At 42.9% G+C, this 18,282-nt stretch carries 25 protein-coding genes; all 25 read left to right on the top strand.

Going from position 1 to position 18,282, the window contains the following annotated elements; genetic code table 11:
- Positions 1-12: 12 nt before the first annotated feature.
- Positions 13-999, top strand: coding sequence for a replication protein (locus tag ACFSTH_RS08135; protein WP_377772473.1), 987 nt, complete (start codon positions 13-15; stop codon positions 997-999).
- Positions 996-1,337, top strand: a complete 342-nt coding sequence (locus ACFSTH_RS08140) for a hypothetical protein (protein ID WP_377772471.1) — start codon at positions 996-998, stop codon at positions 1,335-1,337. The genes ACFSTH_RS08135 and ACFSTH_RS08140 overlap by 4 nt, the downstream gene beginning before the upstream one ends.
- A complete protein-coding gene (dnaB, locus tag ACFSTH_RS08145; RefSeq protein WP_377772469.1) occupies positions 1,334-2,764 on the top strand; it encodes a replicative DNA helicase in 1,431 nt (476 codons plus the stop codon). Before ACFSTH_RS08140 ends, dnaB begins: the two co-directional genes overlap by 4 nt.
- Positions 2,761-3,177, top strand: coding sequence for a RusA family crossover junction endodeoxyribonuclease (locus tag ACFSTH_RS08150; protein WP_377772467.1), 417 nt, complete (start codon positions 2,761-2,763; stop codon positions 3,175-3,177). Before dnaB ends, ACFSTH_RS08150 begins: the two co-directional genes overlap by 4 nt.
- 5 nt (positions 3,178-3,182) lie before the next feature.
- On the top strand, positions 3,183-4,163 hold the full coding sequence (locus tag ACFSTH_RS08155; RefSeq protein WP_377772465.1) for a hypothetical protein: 981 nt from the start codon (positions 3,183-3,185) through the stop codon (positions 4,161-4,163).
- Positions 4,164-4,227: 64 nt separating this feature from the next.
- Positions 4,228-5,256, top strand: coding sequence for a hypothetical protein (locus ACFSTH_RS08160; RefSeq protein WP_377772463.1), 1,029 nt, complete (start codon positions 4,228-4,230; stop codon positions 5,254-5,256).
- Between the two features lie 4 nt (positions 5,257-5,260).
- Positions 5,261-5,491, top strand: coding sequence for a hypothetical protein (locus tag ACFSTH_RS08165; protein ID WP_377772461.1), 231 nt, complete (start codon positions 5,261-5,263; stop codon positions 5,489-5,491).
- Positions 5,492-5,494: 3 nt separating this feature from the next.
- Entirely contained in the window at positions 5,495-6,280 is a 786-nt protein-coding gene (locus ACFSTH_RS08170; RefSeq protein ID WP_377772459.1) for an HNH endonuclease signature motif containing protein, read from the top strand.
- Positions 6,277-6,675: an ASCH domain-containing protein gene (locus tag ACFSTH_RS08175; RefSeq protein WP_377772457.1), complete on the top strand. Its 399-nt coding sequence runs from the start codon at positions 6,277-6,279 to the stop codon at positions 6,673-6,675. The genes ACFSTH_RS08170 and ACFSTH_RS08175 overlap by 4 nt, the downstream gene beginning before the upstream one ends.
- Positions 6,668-6,814, top strand: a complete 147-nt coding sequence (locus tag ACFSTH_RS08180) for a hypothetical protein (protein ID WP_377772455.1) — start codon at positions 6,668-6,670, stop codon at positions 6,812-6,814. Before ACFSTH_RS08175 ends, ACFSTH_RS08180 begins: the two co-directional genes overlap by 8 nt.
- Before the next feature lie 96 nt (positions 6,815-6,910).
- Entirely contained in the window at positions 6,911-7,390 is a 480-nt protein-coding gene (locus ACFSTH_RS08185) for a hypothetical protein (RefSeq protein WP_377772453.1), read from the top strand.
- 210 nt (positions 7,391-7,600) lie between these two features.
- Complete coding sequence (locus ACFSTH_RS08190) at positions 7,601-8,341, top strand: hypothetical protein (protein WP_377772451.1); 741 nt, start codon at positions 7,601-7,603, stop codon at positions 8,339-8,341.
- A gap of 78 nt (positions 8,342-8,419) precedes the next feature.
- Positions 8,420-8,566, top strand: a complete 147-nt coding sequence (locus tag ACFSTH_RS08195) for a hypothetical protein (RefSeq protein WP_377772449.1) — start codon at positions 8,420-8,422, stop codon at positions 8,564-8,566.
- 185 nt (positions 8,567-8,751) lie between these two features.
- A complete protein-coding gene (locus ACFSTH_RS08200; RefSeq protein ID WP_377772447.1) occupies positions 8,752-9,561 on the top strand; it encodes a hypothetical protein in 810 nt (269 codons plus the stop codon).
- A 70-nt stretch (positions 9,562-9,631) separates the two neighbouring features.
- The gene (locus tag ACFSTH_RS08205; protein WP_377772445.1) at positions 9,632-10,912 is read left to right on the top strand and encodes a site-specific DNA-methyltransferase; all 1,281 of its coding nucleotides are present in this window, start codon (positions 9,632-9,634) and stop codon (positions 10,910-10,912) included.
- Positions 10,913-11,046: 134 nt separating this feature from the next.
- Positions 11,047-11,259, top strand: a complete 213-nt coding sequence (locus ACFSTH_RS08210) for a hypothetical protein (RefSeq protein WP_377772443.1) — start codon at positions 11,047-11,049, stop codon at positions 11,257-11,259.
- 36 nt (positions 11,260-11,295) lie between these two features.
- Positions 11,296-12,186, top strand: a complete 891-nt coding sequence (gene terS, locus ACFSTH_RS08215; RefSeq protein WP_377772441.1) for a phage terminase small subunit — start codon at positions 11,296-11,298, stop codon at positions 12,184-12,186.
- The gene (locus tag ACFSTH_RS08220) at positions 12,179-13,606 is read left to right on the top strand and encodes a terminase B (protein ID WP_377772439.1); all 1,428 of its coding nucleotides are present in this window, start codon (positions 12,179-12,181) and stop codon (positions 13,604-13,606) included. Before terS ends, ACFSTH_RS08220 begins: the two co-directional genes overlap by 8 nt.
- 13 nt (positions 13,607-13,619) lie before the next feature.
- Positions 13,620-15,113 (top strand): hypothetical protein, encoded by a 1,494-nt coding sequence (locus ACFSTH_RS08225; RefSeq protein WP_377793634.1) that lies wholly within the window; start codon positions 13,620-13,622, stop codon positions 15,111-15,113.
- A 1-nt stretch (position 15,114) separates the two neighbouring features.
- Positions 15,115-16,518, top strand: coding sequence for a phage minor capsid protein (locus tag ACFSTH_RS08230; RefSeq protein ID WP_377772435.1), 1,404 nt, complete (start codon positions 15,115-15,117; stop codon positions 16,516-16,518).
- Positions 16,505-16,678, top strand: coding sequence for a hypothetical protein (locus tag ACFSTH_RS08235; protein ID WP_377772434.1), 174 nt, complete (start codon positions 16,505-16,507; stop codon positions 16,676-16,678). The genes ACFSTH_RS08230 and ACFSTH_RS08235 overlap by 14 nt, the downstream gene beginning before the upstream one ends.
- A gap of 53 nt (positions 16,679-16,731) precedes the next feature.
- Entirely contained in the window at positions 16,732-16,935 is a 204-nt protein-coding gene (locus ACFSTH_RS08240; RefSeq protein ID WP_377772432.1) for a hypothetical protein, read from the top strand.
- 12 nt (positions 16,936-16,947) lie between these two features.
- Positions 16,948-17,100 (top strand): hypothetical protein, encoded by a 153-nt coding sequence (locus tag ACFSTH_RS08245; RefSeq protein ID WP_377772430.1) that lies wholly within the window; start codon positions 16,948-16,950, stop codon positions 17,098-17,100.
- 89 nt (positions 17,101-17,189) lie between these two features.
- Positions 17,190-17,888, top strand: a complete 699-nt coding sequence (locus ACFSTH_RS08250; protein ID WP_377772428.1) for a scaffolding protein — start codon at positions 17,190-17,192, stop codon at positions 17,886-17,888.
- A gap of 14 nt (positions 17,889-17,902) precedes the next feature.
- Positions 17,903-18,280, top strand: coding sequence for a head decoration protein (locus ACFSTH_RS08255; protein WP_377772426.1), 378 nt, complete (start codon positions 17,903-17,905; stop codon positions 18,278-18,280).
- The last annotated feature ends 2 nt before the right edge of the window (positions 18,281-18,282 follow it).

Below are 18,282 nucleotides of genomic sequence, written 5' to 3' on the forward strand. Positions count from 1 at the left end.
AGGTGAAAGCCGGTGGATTCCAGTGTAAACCCTCAGCCAACAGACGCACATATTCGAATATCGCATGATTTTCATCGGAATTTGATCCGGAGGAAATTTACACAAAGACAACGGGTCATCATAGATTTCATCCTCACGTTGAGTTGGGGATGCGGAAAGCCATCGGCAATCATTCCTATGTTAAAGCATTTTGAGCTATGTGGTATTCGTAAAGGTCATATTCGTAAAGAGCTTACAGCGCTCGTTGAAGCGAATGTGCTGTTATGGGATGAATCGTTAAATATATTTCAGATCAATAAGCATTATGACAAGTGGAAAGTGGAACATGTTGACAAATTCGAACCGAGTAATATGAACAATTTGATCGCACTTAACCTTGAAAACAAGACTCAAAATCTATTAAAAAAAGTTACTGAAAAGGGTACTGAGTTACCAAAAGAGGAACCGAAAAAAGTTACTAAAAAAGTAACTTGGTTACTAAAAAGGGAACTAAGCAGTTACCGAAAAGGGAACTCGTCGGTTACTAAAAAGGTAACTCTGACACGCGAATATCCTTGTTATATCAAGCGATTTCAGCTCTCTAAAACAATTATTAAAGCTATTATTAAAAAAAGAACTACTACAACTACAACAACACAACCGAAATCGAAGCATGATTATTCTTACGGAAATGTATGGAGAGCTTATCAGCAGAACTTCGTTGTTGGTGGCAAGGTCACGCAGTTCGATGTTGATGAGTTTTCCATATTGTTCGACGATTATGGTGGAGACTGGTTACTGCAGGCAATGCGAGAAGCATATCGTCAAGGACCGGACAAGCGTAACATGGCTTATGTGCATGGTGTGTTAAAGGGATATAAAGAACGAGGTGGTCCTGATATTCAGACGGAGAAGAAAGGAACTGAGAATGCAAGGGCTCCTGATCAGAAGACGAAACAACAACAGCGTAGCAGTAGAGCTGCCGAATTAAGACGACTAGCAGAGGGAGGGACAACATGACTAAAAACGAAGTTATTTTGATTATTGCAGAGCTTGTCGAAAACTATCCGAATTTTGATTCCGGTGATGAAAATATAGATCGGCATTATAAATATCTTTCAGATTTTCCGTTTGAAGCTGCTATGCAAAATGTGCAAGAGCACATCAAAACTAATCGTTTTCCACCTTTGATTGCAGATATACGGGGCAGACTGGGCGATCAGATGGATGGCCAGCGGAGTAAGGATGCTACAGCTGCACACTTTGCTAATCTCGATGCATGGGGAGCAGACGGAACACCGCCGCCAGAAGGGTATTGGGAACATGGACGTCGGTTGTTAAGAGGTGAAGCAGATTGAGCACATTCGACGAGTTTTTAGGCATTGAAACACCTTGTGATATTCCAGCAGAACAATCGTTACTTGGTGCTATATTGCTTAAACCAGAAATATTTGATTTGACGCAAGAGACAATACATGGTGGTGAATTTTTCGATAAAGCTCACGGACGAATCTATCGAGCGATGAGTCGCATTACTGCAGAAGAAAAAGCGATTGATATTATCACGCTTACTGGATACTTACAAGATTCAGAAGAGCTTGATTCCATTGGTGGCGTATCGTATTTGTCAAATCTAGCAAGTTCTGTTCCGACAGCAGCAAACTTCGGAGATTACGCTGAACGAGTGAAAGAAATGTTTCTCCGCAGACAAAACATTGATACGGCATTGTCGTTGCTAAAAGAAGCCGCACAAAAACAAGATGTTAGTGGGTTTGTTGCGATGGCGGAAGCGGCACTTGCACAGCTGAATGATCAAACGACACCTGTTCGAGAATTTACTGAAATTAAGCAGGTACTTATACAAGTTTGGGAAGAGGCGGAAGAACGTTACAACACCAAGGATATCAATCGGGGCGTAACCGGTATCCCTTCCGGCTTCATTGACTTGGACCGTATGACCGCAGGATTTCAGCGTAATGATCTCATCATCGTTGCGGCACGACCGTCGGTAGGTAAAACAGCTTTTGCACTCAATGTAGCGCAGAATGTTGGCGTCAGAGCAAATGAAACGGTGGCTATATTTAGCCTAGAGATGTCTGCAGGTCAGCTAGTACAGCGTATGCTGTGTGCTGAAGGACAGATTGACGCAACACGAATGCGTACAGGTCGTTTTGAAGGTGATGATTGGGAGCGGATGTCTACTGCAGTTGGGCTGCTATCAAACGCAAATATTCACATCGATGACACACCAGGAATTACGGTAAACGAGATTCGCACAAAGTGTCGCAAGTTAAAAAAAGAGCGAGGATTAGGTATGATTGTAATCGATTATCTGCAGCTTATCCAAGGTCGCGGGAGCCGTGGAAGCAACCGACAGGAAGAAGTCTCGCAGATTTCTCGTACGCTGAAGCAAATTGCTAGGGAACTTGAAGTACCGGTTATTGCACTATCTCAGCTCAGCCGTGGCGTAGAACAACGAACAGACAAGCGTCCAATGATGTCAGACCTTCGTGAATCGGGGGCGATTGAACAAGATGCGGATATCGTAGCGTTTCTCTACCGGGATGATTACTACGACAAAGAATCGGACAAGAAGAACATCATCGAAATCATTATTGCGAAGCAGCGTAATGGTCCGGTAGGTACGGTTGAGCTGGCATTCCTGAAACAGTTCAACAAATTCGTCAACCTTGAACAAAGCTATAGCACTACTCCAGAACCGCCTGAGCCGAAAAATAAAGGTTGGCAGAATCCGGACATGTATAGGGGGCAGCAGGGAGCATGATACAGTTCACAGTTTACGGAGAACCGGTCGCACAAGGACGTCCTAAGTTCACAACTGCTGGAGGTTTTGCGAGAGCTTATGATCCTAAGAAATCTCGTGATTATAAAGACTATGTGAAGATAGCTGCAGCGGAGTATGCGCCAAGCGAACTGCTAGAAGGTCCATTGGCCGTTATGATTATCGCTTATCGTTCTATTCCAAAAAGCTTCAGTAAGCGCAAAACAGCAGCTGCAGAAGCAGGGGAAATTTATCCGACAACAAAGCCTGATGCAGATAATTATCTGAAGGGCGTCAAGGATGCACTTAAAGGTGTTATGTGGAAAGACGATAGTCAAGTAGTTGATGCTTACGCTCGAAAAAGATATAGCAGTAGACCACGAATTGAAGTGAAAATTAGAAAGCTGGGAGCGTGAATGAGATGGCATATACAGAGTTTGAAGCAGTGTTGAAAAAATTTGTTGCAGTTGATGATGTCGTTTTTACAATTGTAGCAGAGGGAGATGCTATCGCAGGTAAGCTAGATATGCTGAAACGGATGAGCGGTAAGCGTGTGTTAATTGCGATTGAGTCAGAAGTAGTTCGTTACAATGTCGAGATTAATGCACGTACAGAAAAACCGATTAAATCCTATAAAGTTGACGAACATGGTGTCGTATCAGAAATCAAGCCAGAAGGCGAGCAATTGGAACTGGATTTAGGTGTACCTAAAAAAGCAGATCCTATCGAAAATATTCCAGAGGAGATCAGCCGTGAAGTAGTAGATGAATTTATATTGTCAGGTCTTGCTCCTCGTCCGAAAGAATTTTACCCAATTCACGATTGGATCGAGCGCATAGATAACGGAGAGACCTATCTTAGACTAGCAAACGAGTATGGCATTAGTAGCGGAAAAATCGTTGATCTAATAGACGAATATCGTGAATCTGTTGCTCCATTGGCCGCCAAATGGGATGAATGGCGCCAAGATGGCGGTGTTGCAGCTGAGGTTGTCGAACAAGCGGAAGAGTCGGAAGAAATCCAAGAACAAACGGACAGCGACAAAAAGGAACAAATTGAAAATGATGTTGGTGACGACATTGTTTTTGAAGATGGGGAGCAGCAGGAAGAAGTTCAGAGTACAGAAGATGAGCTTAGCGATTGGGAAAAGGAAGTCATGGGTGAATCGTCGAACGACAGTGGGCCTGTACCTGTTATTGATGATTTGGACACTTTCATTCTACAAGAAAAACCGCAGTTTGAAGATATTCCGTTCGATTTTCCGACACTGTTACAACGTAAAAAGGACGGGGAAACGTGGATGGATATCGCAAATTCCATTGGTACTAGAAGTTCTGTTCTAAGTGCTGCGTTCTCTAAGTATAAGACTCGGGTTAAAGAGCAATACGGTGGAGCTGCATAACATTATTCAGCGGATGTGTACTCTTCGGAGTATGCATCTGCGCTGATCGTAGGAGGTGTGGGTAGTGGAAAAAAGGGAGAATGGTTTTGGCCAAGTTAAATCATATTTCATGACGCCAGAACAGATCGCTGAGATGGACCGTAAGGCACGAGAAAAGAATGAAGGACCAAGAACTTGGAAGTGGGAACGCACGATGACAAAGGAACAGTATTTGCAAGCTGTGGCGGAGGGCCGCAGCAGGGGAGATATTATTCTGAAACATTTTAATAACGATCCAAGAGAGTTCAGAAAACAACTCAAGGATTGGGAGATGACTGAGGAGGAGGCGATGGAATTGGCTAAGGTGGCTAAGCCGATTGATTTGACGAAAGAGCAGTACCTGCAGCGTAGATTAAACGGAGAGAAGAGAACGCAGATTATCAACTCACTTGGCATTGCGAAACCGCGTGCGTATGAACTGCTTAAAGAATGGGGTATTCGTGAGCTTGATGCTGAGGAATGTGAATTGGAGCTATTAGCACCAGCGAGAGAAGCGAAAGAAGTTGACAAGCGAGTTTCAGAGCAGATTGAACAAAAGGTGGAAGCACGATCTGATCAACAATGGCATGCCGAAGTTGTGAATGAGTTGGAACGAACCGATGCAGGCGAGGAAATCTTAAAGCGAATAGAACAACGTTCAGAGGCACAGGAACAAGAGATCGCAAATCTACAAGCTGAAATAGCTCAACTGAAAGGAAATCGTAATGACTTACTAAAAACGATTGGGCAAGCGGCCAGCACAGATACAGGCATGATCACATTTCATATTCCGATATTGCCAGTTCAAGTAGCAATAATCGAACGTACTCGAATATACGATGCTTTGGAGTCTCTCGGACACGGTATTGAGGGAGCTGAGATTGACAGGCAGCGAGTAGCCCTAGAATTGTTCGAGTTGTTGCAACGCATTGTTAACTTCGTTACAGCTGATCTGACAGAGCTTCATCCTGGACAAGATGCTACAGCATTCATTCATCGATTTTTCGGATTTTACAATGATCAGCATATCCAATCAGCATCAGAAGCACTATCAGATCTTCGTGAGGTGGGGTGAGAGAATGCGTAATACATTAGGCGATTTGAATAATCATTTGTTCGCTCAATTGGAGCGTTTGTCCGAAGAGGAACTTACTGGAGAGAAGCTAAACGAGGAAATTAACCGCGCTAAGGCAGTTACAAGCGTGGCCTCACAGATCATATCAAATGGTTCTCTTGTGTTGAAAGCGAGAAAAATTGTTGATGGTAGCATTAATGCTGATGCAAAACTCCCTAAGATGCTGGAGGGTTAGTCAATGTTTCGGTATACGTCAGAACATAAGGATTTTATCCAGAAATTTGCACCAGGCAGATATAACGATGAGATTACCAATTTATTTAACGCACGGTTTGGAACTAATCTCACAGAAAATCAGATAAAGAATTTCAAATCGAATCACAAGATAAAAAGCCACGTTCCAAGCGGCCGGGCAACTGGCCGAGAAATTTTATTCACTAAAAAACAGAAAGACTTCATCGTTAAACACGTTGAAGGGAGAAGTAACGTAGAACTGACAGACTTATTTAATAGTCATTTTGGTTTATCTATAAAAGTGTCTCAAATTAAATCATTTAAGAAAAACAACAGATTGAGCAGTGGGTTGACTGGGAGATTTGAACCTGGACGAGTTCCATTCAATAAAGGTATAAAGAAATACTGGATTGGTGGAGAAGATACGCAATTTAAGAAAGGACATATACCCAAAAATTATATGCCTGTGGGTACTGAAAGAGTTAACACAGACGATTATGTAGACATCAAGATTGCTGATCCTAATAAATGGCGCGGGAAGCACTTAGTTATCTGGGAAAAACATAATGAAAGAGCTGTTCCAACAGGATACGTTGTTATTTTTGGTGATGGTAACCGTCGTAACTTTAATCCAGATAATTTAATTTTGGTGACGAGGGGACAACTCGCGATCATGAATAGAAGAGGACTTATTCAGAAAGATGCTGAACTGACTCGAACGGGAATCTTACTGGCGGACATCTACAAGAAGATCGGAGAGAAAAAGCGCGAAAGGAAGAATGAGAAATGAAAGCAATTACGATACATCAGCCGTGGGCTACGCTAATTGCGATCGGAGCGAAGCGATTTGAAACGCGCAGCTGGTCGACAAAGTATCGAGGGGCATTAGCTATACATGCAGCGAAGAAGATTGATCGAGAAGCTTGCGAACGGGAACCAATTAAGTCAGTGCTAGCTAAGTATGGGTATACGGTGGACAACCTGCCTACTGGAGCAGTTGTTGCTACAGCCGAATTAAATGAATGCTTTTTGGTTAAGCATGATGTTATAGGTGGCGTGGTCCTGTTGGAATCAGATAAACGTAATACTCATTTCAATACGTTGGATAACGAGTATTATTTCGGCGAATATAGTTCAGGTCGTTACGCATGGAAATTGACGGACATTGAGCAAATAGATGAGTAAGCAAGAGAAAATCAGGCAGATGGAAGCAGCTTTGCGGAACATTCTTGAAATAAGTACGTGTGATTTCGCAAAGCATCAAGCAGCTTGGGGACTTGGGCTGAAGATAGATAGCGCAGTAAGTAAGTCCAATAAAAAATAAAATGACCCCTCACGTTAGCTTGCCGGCGGCGTGGGGGATCTGACGTTAATTCTCACCATCAGTATAGCATAAATGGGGAATGGTGAGGGGATGGCTATGGTACAATCAGAATTATTTCCTATTGCAAATAAACAAGAGATTGAGCGGACGAGGTTTTGGCTTGAGAAATATACACATATGGTTAGTTTAATGTCCGACTTTGAACAGAATGAAAAAGCAATGCAGCAAGTGGCCATCGACGGAGAAGTTGCTCGTCGCATCGATCAGGAAGATTTACATGCGGATAAGACGGCCAATGCTGCTGTACTGCTTGAAAAGCAACGCTGGGTGTACGAACAATATAGTTACTATACTCGTCATCTCCAGAGGGCGGCAGCATTGATACAAGATATAGATGAGCGAGTAGCGATAGATTATAGATATATGGAAGGGCATAGCTTCAAAGAAACGGCACTCTATCTCAGACGTTCAATAGGTGATGCAAGTACAGTAAGGCGCAAAATCAACAAGGGCATTGAAAGCATGGCCAATACGCTTAAGCTGCTCGGATTCTTTGAGCATGACGACAAGTTCTAAATTTGCCTATGAAGTGCCTCCACATTGCCTACAAGATGCAACTCTATTGCAACTATTACCGTGCTATATTGGTATTGTGCCAAATGAGGTTAACCGCCTCAACCCTCCTTGACCGCTCTGAAAGAGGTGGTCTTTAATTTTGACATTTGAAGGATTTGGAAGATTGATGTCGAAAGTAAACTTTAGTTATTGTCAAAGGGGGAGTAGTAAATGTCAAATGGTAAGAGTGTTGAACTTGTAACTGACAAAATAGATCTGCTAGAAAATCAGATAAAACGATATTTGAATTTAAAAGAAGGGATTTTTGATAATGAGTATCTTGAAATCGCAGGGGATACTGTTCAGTTTATAGGGGCTGTAAAAAAGATCTCTTCTTTAATAATGCAAAAAAGATTCGAATCCTTTTTAAAAGGATTCGATAATGAAGATCCAAACGTTGACCAAATTGAACGACTTATTAAATACGTTAACAATGAACGGAAAGCAGAGTTTCTATCTGATACTCTGTCTAAAATTATGCTTGCGCGTTCAACGAAAGCGTGTGTAATTATGGGAACATTGTTTAGTTCTTTGATTGACGATAAAGCTAATATAAGTCATATTGATTTAATTGGCCTGCAGGCATTATCACAATTCTTTGATGACGATATAGTTAATTATGTTTTTATTTGTCGATATATACAAATGAAAGGCGAAAATAAGTATACTGTTTTATGGGGAAGTAAGTTTATTCAAGCGTTGAATAATGAAGGACTTGAAGAGGAAAGTGTAATGTTAACAATAGAAAAATCTGTTTCGAATCAGCTATTGAGTAAAATCAATGATGTAGAGTTGAGCATAGACGATGATCATCCTTCATTTAGTAGCTCTGCCGAGGTTGAAGAAAACTTTAAGATCACAAAACCAGGTGAAGTGTTAAATAAATATATATTGAAAAGTGGATTAAATTAAAGGAATGTAGTTTGAAAACCAACTCAACACAAGGGATTTCCCATTTATCGTCGAATTATGATATCAAGGAGGGAATTCATGAAAATAATAGGCTTCATGATTTTGGGGATGGCCATAGCATATTTGTCATTGCTCTTAGGTGAGTTTGGTTTAGTATTACTTGGTGGAGCAGCTTTTGGACTGTTATTATATATTGCAATTAATGTTTCGAACAATAATAAATAAGGAGTTAATCAATCGAAAGTCAGGAGATCGAACCCTGGCTTTTGTTTTTTGTCCGCAGGTTTTCGTAAAATCGGACGAAGCAAGCGGCGAGGACTGCTCCTTCTACAATTTCTTCCTTGACCACTAGAACGACCTGTACGATACTGAATAGAGAAATGATTGTGTCGAGAGGGGGGAGTTTGGATTTGGAACAACCAAGTCTGGATGAATCGAAAAGTAATACCGAGAGTATTACTAGAACTTTTGAGCTAATCAGTGAATCCTATCAGATGCAAATGCCTTCTTTACAAAATGTGTTCAGATCAGCGACAGAATTAATGCGAATAGCTACACCCAAAATAGCATTGTCACAAATTCAATTTCCACAACCTATACTTCCGAATATTGACTGGTCCGATTTTTACGAACGGTTTGCCGATGAATGTAAAAGTAACGCAAAGTATGGTTGGTGTCTTTCATCTAAAATGTCGTTTAGTATGTACAGGGAGATAGCACGAACTGAAGACAGACAAGAGGTAAGGGATGCTCTATTTGCAGAGTTGTTCGAGAACAAAGATTCGGAATTATATATAGCCGAAAAGATATTTATAATTACCCAAAGTTCTGATAACTGGAAGGGATTTTATGAAGAATGTTTTCAATCTTTTGAAAATGGACTATATAAACCAATCATTCCAGCGCTAGTATCCTCAATAGAACATGAAATTTCCATTAACTTCGAAAGTAATGCAATAGGTGGACGACTAATAAAAGTAGCAGATCAGTCTATTAAAGAAAAGTATGGGCCACAGGGTATAGCTTATATTATGGGTGCATCAGTAATTTCATTACTTGAAAATGGGGTTTTTAAAGGTGATGATTTTACGCAATATAGACAACCACTATTGAATAGAAATAGGGTTTTACATGGAAGAGATGATCCTGAATCTTGGTCAAAAGTTGATGTGTATAAGTTGATGTCTATTATTTCATCTATAAAAATGTTTTCATTATAATACAATATCAGATTTTATATTAGCATCTCGAAGTAATGAGATGCTTTTTCTATTGGGAAGGAGTATTTATATGAACATACAAACGATTTCAATTGATCGTATTAACGCAGCAGTCTACAATCCGCGCATCGATCTTCAGCCAGGAGATCCGGAATATGAAAAACTAAAGCGTAGCATAGAAACCTTTGGCTACGTCGAGCCGATCGTGTGGAACGAGCGCACCGGTAACATGGTCGGCGGACATCAGCGGTTCAAAATATTGAAGGAACGTGGCGACACGGCAGTGACTGTCTCCGTAGTTAATCTTGACGATCAGCAAGAACGGCTGCTGAATCTAGCACTTAATAAAGTATCCGGCCGTTGGGATGATGAGGCACTTGCTAGACTACTAGACGAGTTGCAAGCTACTGGAGTAGAGCTTGATTTGACGGGATTCGATGCGGAGGAGATTGGCGAACTAATTGCTATATTACCGCATAATATCGAAGTACAGGATCCTGTTATTGATGATGACTTTGACGTTGGAAGAGCGCTGGAGAATATTAAAGAGCCTGAAACACGATGCGGCGATGTGTGGCAATTAGGTAGGCATCGGCTAGTGTGTGGAGATGCTACGTATTGCGATGATGTAGCGCTATTAATGGATGGTGCTAAGGCTTCACTGGTCGTAACAGACCCTCCATACAATGTTGCAGTAGAAAGCGACTCTGAGCGTCTTGCTGCTGATGGCCGAGATAGAATAATGAACGATGATATGCCTGCAGAAGAATTTGCGGGCTTTTTGTATGCCGTTTTTGAGCAGTACGCTTCAATCATGGCTTCTACGTCTGCAATATATATATTTCATCCGTCATCATATCAGCGAGAGTTCCAGGATGCGATGGAGGCTACGGGAATTGCTATTCGCAGCCAATGTGTATGGGTGAAGAATGCAGCTTCGTTTGGCTGGTCGCAGTATCGCTGGCAGCATGAGCCGATTTTCTACGCTCATATGAAAGGTAAAGCGCCTGCCTGGTACGGCGATCGTAAGCAATCAACCGTATGGCGATCAGGATTAGACGAGCCAGAACCTTCAACAGTCTGGGAAGTGTCTCGAGGTGATGTGAACAAGTATGTACATCCCACACAAAAGCCACTGCCGTTATTAGAGATACCTATCAGCAATAGTAGTAAGCGAGATGATATTGTGGTTGATTTCTTTGGTGGTAGTGGATCCACGCTTATGACCTGTGAGCAGATGGGAAGGGAATGCCGTACACTTGAGCTAGATCCATTGTTTTGTGATGTGATTAAGGAGCGATTCCGTGTATCGACAGGTATTGAGCCAGTTCTATTACAGCAATCTAAATAATAAAAAGAGAGGTGCGGAAACACCTCTCAACCAACCAGGGTAACACCCCAGCAAGAGATCATGCACAGTCGTGGCCACGATTTGCGAACGCATGATCTCATATCCATAATAATGGACAAATGGGGTGATTACCAATGCCTAATTCAGATGATTTACTTCAGCAGCATGAAGCTGAGATCATGCTTGGGATCATGGAGAGTAAGGAGCAGTACCGCAAGATAATTAAGGCTGCTATCGCTCGTTGGGTGAAAGACTTCCAGGATAATCGCATTGAGATTAGTACCGTTGACGATTTGAGGAAGCTGATCGAACTGGACATAGAGCTACAGAAGGACGAGCTGAAATAGATTTAACCTATTTGTGTCGGAGGTGGTGATCATGTAATGGCGAGGCAACGTAGTCCAAACCGTGGCAAAGCGAAACAGATGTGGCTTGATAGCAATGGAGAAATGCTACTGAAAGATATTGCCGCTGAGCTTGGAGTTAGTGATTCGCAAATACGAAAATGGAAGAATCAAGATACTTGGGAAGCTTCTTTGAATAGTAACGTTACCAATGAAAGCAATAGTAACGTTACTAAACGAGTAGGAGCGCCAAAGGGTAATAAGAATGCTGTTGGCAACATAGGCGGTGCACCGAAAGGAAATAATAATGCGGTAGGTAATCGAGGCGGAACAGGTGGTCCATACGGTAACAAGAAGGCGGTCACCACTGGAGAGTATGAATCTATTTGGTTTGACACATTGACAGATGAAGAAAAAGAGTTGCTCGACACAATTGATACTGATCCGATTCAACAGGCAGAAGAAGAGATTCAACTTTGGTCAATAAGGCAGTTTAGGATGCTCCAGCGGATAAAGAAGTTGAATGATGGTCTTACCGAAAAGGAACGCAGCGTTCTATACGAGCTTAAGACAACGAAGGATGTCGCCATTGTACACGATGAGAAATCAGGTCAGACAAAGAAGGTCCCTGTATCACGTGATGAACTAGTTAAGTCAAAAGTGGAGATAAGCACGTTTCGCAAGCTGGACGACATACTGAAGCTTGAAGAAGCGCTGACTCGCGTTCAAGACAAAAAGTTAAAAGCAATCGAGCTCAAGAACAGATTGATCGCAGTTGATGAAGAAAAGCAAGTCCGAACTGCGATACTTCAAATTGAATTACAGAAGCTTCAGGGCGGCGCTGGCGCAACACAGAGCTGGACCGAAGCACTTAAAGATATTGCTGAACGACGAAAAGCAAAGCGTGCTGAGGTGACTACAAATGAGTAAGCCGTACAACGTTGTAGCGGATCTCGTGCAGCTGCTTGATCTTTACTGGGACGATCCGGTGGCATTTGGTGAAGATATGCTTGGCTTTGAAGCTGATGAATGGCAAAAGGCTGCCATGATGGATGTGGCTAATCATCCACGTACTAGTGTCCGATCAGGGCAGGGTGTCGGCAAGACAGGTTTCGAAGCAGTGCTTGTTATATGGTTTCTTTGTTGCAGACCTAATCCAAAGGTGGTTTGTACAGCTCCAACAAAGCAGCAGCTGCATGATGTATTATGGGCGGAAGTAGCCAAGTGGTTAGAATCATCTATGGTCAAGAATTTACTCAAATGGACCAAGACAAAGGTTTACATGATCGGTCATGAGGAACGATGGTTTGCAACTGCTAGGACGGCCAACAAGCCCGAGAATATGCAAGGGTTCCACGAAGATCATATGTTATTTATCGTTGACGAAGCATCTGGGGTATCTGATGCGATCATGGAAGCTATTCAAGGTACGTTATCTGGTGAAGACAACAAGCTGCTCATGTGTGGTAATCCCACGCGAACGAGTGGCTATTTTTATGACTCGCATAACCGGGACCGAAAGCTATTTCGCACTCATAAAGTAGATAGCCGTGACAGTAACCGGACTAGTAAAGAAAACATTCAGATGCTCATCGATAAGTATGGAGCTGAAAGTGATGTTGTTCGCGTTCGCGTCTACGGTGATTTTCCCAAGGCTGAAGCTGATGCTTTTATTGCGTTGGAACTTACAGAACTCGCTGCAAATGCTACTGTGCAGCCTATCGGAGATACGCTTCATTTGGGAGTTGACGTAGCTCGCTTTGGTGATGATGAAACGGTTATAGCCCCACGTATTGGCACAAAGGTATTTGACCTTCGTTGTTATAACAAGCAGGATACGATGGTGACGGCAGGTTGGGTAATTGCAATTGGTAGAGAAATACTAGGCTTATATCCGAGACTAATGCAAGTTTCAATAAAAGTGGATGACAGCGGTGTTGGTGGTGGTGTGACTGATCGTTTAAATGAAGTCATCCTGGAAGATGGTTTATACAATTGGACAGTTGTTCCTATTAACAATGGCAGTAAGGCTACTGATGATGAAGTGGAGCATTACGAGAATCGTGGTACTGAGACATGGGCTACCGTTCGAACTTTACTGCAAGAGTCATTTTCGAAGCACATGCAAGGTTTGCCGGCTGAGGTTGAGTTGCCTGAGGATGAACGGTTAATAACTCAACTTACACAGCGCAAATATCGAATGACAAGCAAAGGGAAATTAGCGATAGAAAGTAAAAAAGATATGAAGAAACGAGGACTGGATTCCCCGGATAGGGCGGATGCAGTCGTATTAGCGTTTGTAGAAGAAAGAACAATGCAGTATAGCGACCAGCGTCCAAATGGTTGGTAGAAAGGAGAGTATCATGACGATCGTTTATACAAATAAGAAGTTTCCGCCGCCACCGTTCGACAAGGATGTCGAGCTAATGCGCTACTATCGCGCGCTATACGATGGCGATCATGATGAGATCTTCCCACGTGCAAAGACGGTTGGAGCTGATAGGCGCATGAAGTGGCGACGTAAGAGTTATAAAGAATGGGAACAGACTCACGAGACAATACAGAGTAATCATCCGTACATCGTTGCTAACTTTAGTTGCCTTGTCGCAGAGGTGCCTGCCGACTTAGTAAACCGTGCGTTAGGTAATATTTCAGCTGATACTGAGGAAGGTCCCGAGCTTGAATTTGTTTCAAATGTAGTTAGTGTATCCAAGATTAACGATAAGATATGGGCAGCTGTTACGCAACAGCAGGTGGACGGTTTTATCGCCTACAGAATTCGTCGTAATGACCAGGGCAAGGTTTGGTTTGAATGGCTGCTTGGCGATCGTTATTTGCCGCATGATGACGATCAAGGCGCCGACATCGCATGGATTGAAGAATGGGGCGACGAATCGAACAAGAAGCGTTTCTTACGAGTAGAACGGCAGCTACTTACTAATGCTGGTTTGTCGGTTCAGCAGTTGGTTTATAAGATGGATAGTGATAATGTCACAGAAGAATTGGATATTAAGCAGTATGCGCAGGAGTATGAAGCATCGGTTCCAGAAGATATTGACTTACCAGGTGTAACTGAGCTGCTCTGTGGCTACGTACCTAACGATGATACACTTTGTAACCCTAGAGGTCGTTCATCGCTTCGGAATATCGATGTGCTGCAAGAAGAAATCAATTGGACCATTACTCGAGACAGCATCGTTTTCGAAAAGCATGGAAAGCCGAAACTTGCTATTCCCCGTGCGCTTTGGGATACAGTGGCCAATACGAATCAAAAGCATTATGGTGCACGATTCGTTCGTAATGCTGATCTTGAGGTTGTCAGTTATGACGAAAAGAATGGTGCTGTACCACTGTATATAACATGGGATGCTAAGACAGAACATTCCTTTTCGCACGTTGAGAGGTTGATCAAGTATATGCTCGCTGTGTCTAAGACTTCGCCACAGGCTGCAGGACTTGAAGAAGGCAGTGGGGCAAAGGCAGCTGTTGCTATGCTTTATGAATGGATGGTATCGGTTATTAAAGCTGAAGCTATTCAAGCCAAGTTTGATACTGCGCTTAAGGATGCTATTCGCAAATGCATGATACTTGAAAATGTGCTTGGCTCCTCTCAATTAGAAGTTAAATCCCCTGTGGTTGAATGGGGCGACATGCTACCAAAAGCTGATAGCGAAAGGGACACAGAGGAAATTGCGAAATACGAAGCAGGTGTACAAGCGCTTGAGACGACCGTTAGACGTATGCATCCTGACTGGTCTGAGGAAGCAATTGAGGAAGAGATGACTAAGATAGAAGATGAGCAGACTGCTACTCGTATGAATCCGACATATAGCCAGCCGCCGAAAGTGACGTTATAGTATGACTTACGAAGATATTGTTAGGCTGTATGCGGAGACGGATGAGCGACTGCGATCACTTGTTCAACAGCTTGAAAACGGGAATTTGAGCACTAGACGAGTTGAGCAGCTGAATCGTGAGATAGAACAGATTGTAGCAGAGCTAGCGGAACGAGCTGGACTAAATGTAGCTACATTGATCGGTAATGAATATCGAACTGGTGTAGCTATTGCAGTTAATCAGATGATTGCTGCAGGGAGAGCCAAGGAGAGCATAGACGTATCCGTTAAGTCTCTACAGCACCAGCGCGCTGTACAGGCGATATCAGACGAAGCGTTTTATTCGATCCTTGAATCCACGGATAATATGGCTATGGACACAAAAGAGCGGATTAAAAAGGCAGTGCAGTTGGCAAACGAGAAATCCCTAACGCTTGGTATGAGCCGTAAAGAATCGACCAAGCAGGCAGTTGCCGAACTTAATACCAAGGGAATTACTGGCATCGTTGCAAAAAATGGTGCTGAAATACCCGCAGATAAGTATGTGGCTGGTGTGGTCCACTATCATCAGCGGAAAGCCCACGTCACCGGAACAGAAAACATGGCCACACAGAACGGTTATGATCTCGTATATGTCAACTATGTAGGCATTACCTGCGAGCATTGCGCTCGAAAGCAAGGGCGTGTTTACTCTCTTAGCGGCAATGACAAGCGTTGGCCACATATGACAGACGAGTACAAGCCGCCTTATCATTCACATTGCGTGCATAGCATTTCTATCTGGGTTGAGGAGTATCAATCACCGGAGGAAGTAGAACGGCTATTAGATATATCTAATAAGCTCGGTGAAGAGACTCGATCAGAGCAACATATTAATCGCTATAAGGAGATACAAGCGCAAAAGGCACAGCTCAATGCAGATCGCAAGCAATGGGAGCGATATCGGGAGGTAGTTCAGGAGACGCCGAAGACGTTCTCGGCATTTCGACGAATGAAGAACAGTAATGCAGAACAATGGCAGCTTACTCAATTAGATTACCGCCGCCAAAGGCGACTTACGGCCAATCCGGAACTTGCTCTGCCAAACGCGGGTAAGGCCAGCGCTGCGGATGCGAAGTTTAGCAAGTATTTATTCAATCCGGACAATCCTGTCGGATACGCTAAGGGTGCTGCATTTACAAGTAGACTAGGGTATAATTCAGATAACTGGAAGAAGCTCCAAAGTGAAATCATTGAAAGGTCTAGCTTATATCCGTCAACGTTGAAACTAACGGATCAACACGGCTCACGCTATGAGCAGAAAATGATTTTATATGGCGTAACTGGGAAGCCGACAAACGTTGTAGTTGGCTGGAATGTTGCTAATAATGAAACTAAGATGACTACTGCATATATCAAGGAGGTGAAGAGTGGTGGAGGTAATTAAGCAATATGATGTAATCATACTCAGGGATGATCGAAAAGGTTGTGTTGTTGAAATTTTAGGTGAGCAAGATGTATTTATTATCGATATCGGCTCTTCGCCAGAAGATTGGGAAACGATTGAGGTTAGGCGAGATGAAATTGAAAAAGTAATTCCACAATAAAGCACTCTCGAGTTCGGGGGTGTTTTTGTTTTGTCTGAACGGAGTTGGTTTGTATGAAGGTCTTTACTTGTAATGATCATCGTGGTCATTATCCTGTTGGAGCAGCATCGGTCATTATTGCAGAGGATGAACAACAAGCTCGTTTATTACTTAGCGATGAGTTAGTCCAGAACGGACTTGATGATAAATACTTTACACTACAAGAGATAGACAGTTCTTTTCCCAAAGCAACCATTTTGCTTGATGGCCAATACTAGAGGAGTGATGAATTGAAAAAGCAGTTCATTATTGAGGTCGATGTTGTCGAGGGCACGGTTGATTACCAGAATCCAGATGAACTAAGTTATTTCGAAGTGCTTGGGGCAATGGAATTTGTAAAATTAATGATATCCAATAGGTACGACGATGAGGTCGCTGAATAGGCGGCTTTTTATTTTGTCCAAAACACCGTGATGACTTTAAAAGCTGCGGCAGGATAGTCCACCCGGACTTTAATTAGGAGGTTATTTATATGCACGAAATGATAGCAAAACCGTTTATCCCTATGAATCTGCAACTATTCGCTGGTGAAAGTGGCGGCGAAGGTGGTACTGGTGGAGAAGGCGGCGATGGTGGCACCGCTGGCGGAGGAAACGGTGAGAAGACTTTTACACAAGCTGAATTAGATACGGCTGTTCAAGCACGCGTATCAAGAGCAGAGAAAACAGCGAAGACAGCTCTCGCAAAGGAGCTTGGCTTTGATTCAGTTGAAGCTATGCAAGCTGCCTTAAAGAAGCAGGAACCAACGAAAAAAACTGACAAGAAGGATGAAAAACCTATAGATGTTGAAGCGTTGGTTGAAGAGAAGTTGAAAGCGAAACAAAAGGAGCAGGACGATCGCACGTTCAAGCGCCTGCTTACTGCCGAGGTAAAGGTTTTGGCGAACGAACTCGGGTTTGCCGATTGGGAGGATGCTCTTGCACTAGCTGATATGTCAAAAGTGACAGAGGACGACAAAGGCAATCTTATAGGCGTCAAGGAAGCAATGGATGATTTGCTCAAGAAAAAGCCACATTTAGGTAAGCAAAAGCCTGGTGCTGGTTCTTTTGGTGCTACCGTTCCTAACTCCCAGGAACAGCGTAAGAAATCACAGGAAGCATTGATTAATTTAGCAAAGAGTCGTGGAGTAGCAGGCGGTCAATCTGCTCATGATCCATGGGCAAATAAATAAGGAGGTCTTGAGATATGCGTTTACAACCAACAAAACGTTTCGAAGTACAAGATGAATATGAAATTCTTGCATCGTTTGAAGTTATTCGCGAAGTAACAAATGGAATTACAATTGATTCTACAGGTGTTGGAGCAGACAGTAATGGTGACAAGTTCATCAAGAAGGGTATGCCGATGGCTAAGATCGCCACATCAGGCAAATGGGTGCCTTACAATCCTGACGGTGAAGATGGTAGTGAAAACCCAACAGTTATTTTGAAACGTACAGTCAACGTCAAGGATGGCGACCATGTTGTCGGTGGATATGAGGTAGGCAAATTTATTAAAGAACGTATTCCTGTTACCGTGGATGCTGCACTTATCGCTAAGATGCCTCATATTGTTTTTTCCTAATT

The organism is Paenibacillus yanchengensis (assembly GCF_042684845.1).
In the GTDB taxonomy this organism is placed as follows: domain Bacteria; phylum Bacillota; class Bacilli; order Paenibacillales; family Paenibacillaceae; genus Pristimantibacillus; species Pristimantibacillus yanchengensis.

Bases quoted from the DNA above. Each gene is read 5' to 3' on its own strand.
- ACFSTH_RS08140 (WP_377772471.1), top strand. From the start codon at position 996: ATGACTAAAAACGAAGTTATTTTGATTATTGCAGAGCTTGTCGAAAAC.
- ACFSTH_RS08150 (WP_377772467.1), top strand. From the start codon at position 2,761: ATGATACAGTTCACAGTTTACGGAGAACCGGTCGCACAAGGACGTCCT.
- ACFSTH_RS08155 (WP_377772465.1), top strand. From the start codon at position 3,183: ATGGCATATACAGAGTTTGAAGCAGTGTTGAAAAAATTTGTTGCAGTT.
- ACFSTH_RS08165 (WP_377772461.1), top strand. From the start codon at position 5,261: ATGCGTAATACATTAGGCGATTTGAATAATCATTTGTTCGCTCAATTG.
- ACFSTH_RS08170 (WP_377772459.1), top strand. From the start codon at position 5,495: ATGTTTCGGTATACGTCAGAACATAAGGATTTTATCCAGAAATTTGCA.
- ACFSTH_RS08175 (WP_377772457.1), top strand. From the start codon at position 6,277: ATGAAAGCAATTACGATACATCAGCCGTGGGCTACGCTAATTGCGATC.
- ACFSTH_RS08180 (WP_377772455.1), top strand. From the start codon at position 6,668: ATGAGTAAGCAAGAGAAAATCAGGCAGATGGAAGCAGCTTTGCGGAAC.
- ACFSTH_RS08185 (WP_377772453.1), top strand. From the start codon at position 6,911: ATGGTACAATCAGAATTATTTCCTATTGCAAATAAACAAGAGATTGAG.
- ACFSTH_RS08190 (WP_377772451.1), top strand. From the start codon at position 7,601: ATGTCAAATGGTAAGAGTGTTGAACTTGTAACTGACAAAATAGATCTG.
- ACFSTH_RS08195 (WP_377772449.1), top strand. From the start codon at position 8,420: ATGAAAATAATAGGCTTCATGATTTTGGGGATGGCCATAGCATATTTG.
- ACFSTH_RS08205 (WP_377772445.1), top strand. From the start codon at position 9,632: ATGAACATACAAACGATTTCAATTGATCGTATTAACGCAGCAGTCTAC.
- ACFSTH_RS08210 (WP_377772443.1), top strand. From the start codon at position 11,047: ATGCCTAATTCAGATGATTTACTTCAGCAGCATGAAGCTGAGATCATG.
- terS (WP_377772441.1), top strand. From the start codon at position 11,296: ATGGCGAGGCAACGTAGTCCAAACCGTGGCAAAGCGAAACAGATGTGG.
- ACFSTH_RS08220 (WP_377772439.1), top strand. From the start codon at position 12,179: ATGAGTAAGCCGTACAACGTTGTAGCGGATCTCGTGCAGCTGCTTGAT.
- ACFSTH_RS08225 (WP_377793634.1), top strand. From the start codon at position 13,620: ATGACGATCGTTTATACAAATAAGAAGTTTCCGCCGCCACCGTTCGAC.
- ACFSTH_RS08230 (WP_377772435.1), top strand. From the start codon at position 15,115: ATGACTTACGAAGATATTGTTAGGCTGTATGCGGAGACGGATGAGCGA.
- ACFSTH_RS08240 (WP_377772432.1), top strand. From the start codon at position 16,732: ATGAAGGTCTTTACTTGTAATGATCATCGTGGTCATTATCCTGTTGGA.
- ACFSTH_RS08250 (WP_377772428.1), top strand. From the start codon at position 17,190: ATGCACGAAATGATAGCAAAACCGTTTATCCCTATGAATCTGCAACTA.
- ACFSTH_RS08255 (WP_377772426.1), top strand. From the start codon at position 17,903: ATGCGTTTACAACCAACAAAACGTTTCGAAGTACAAGATGAATATGAA.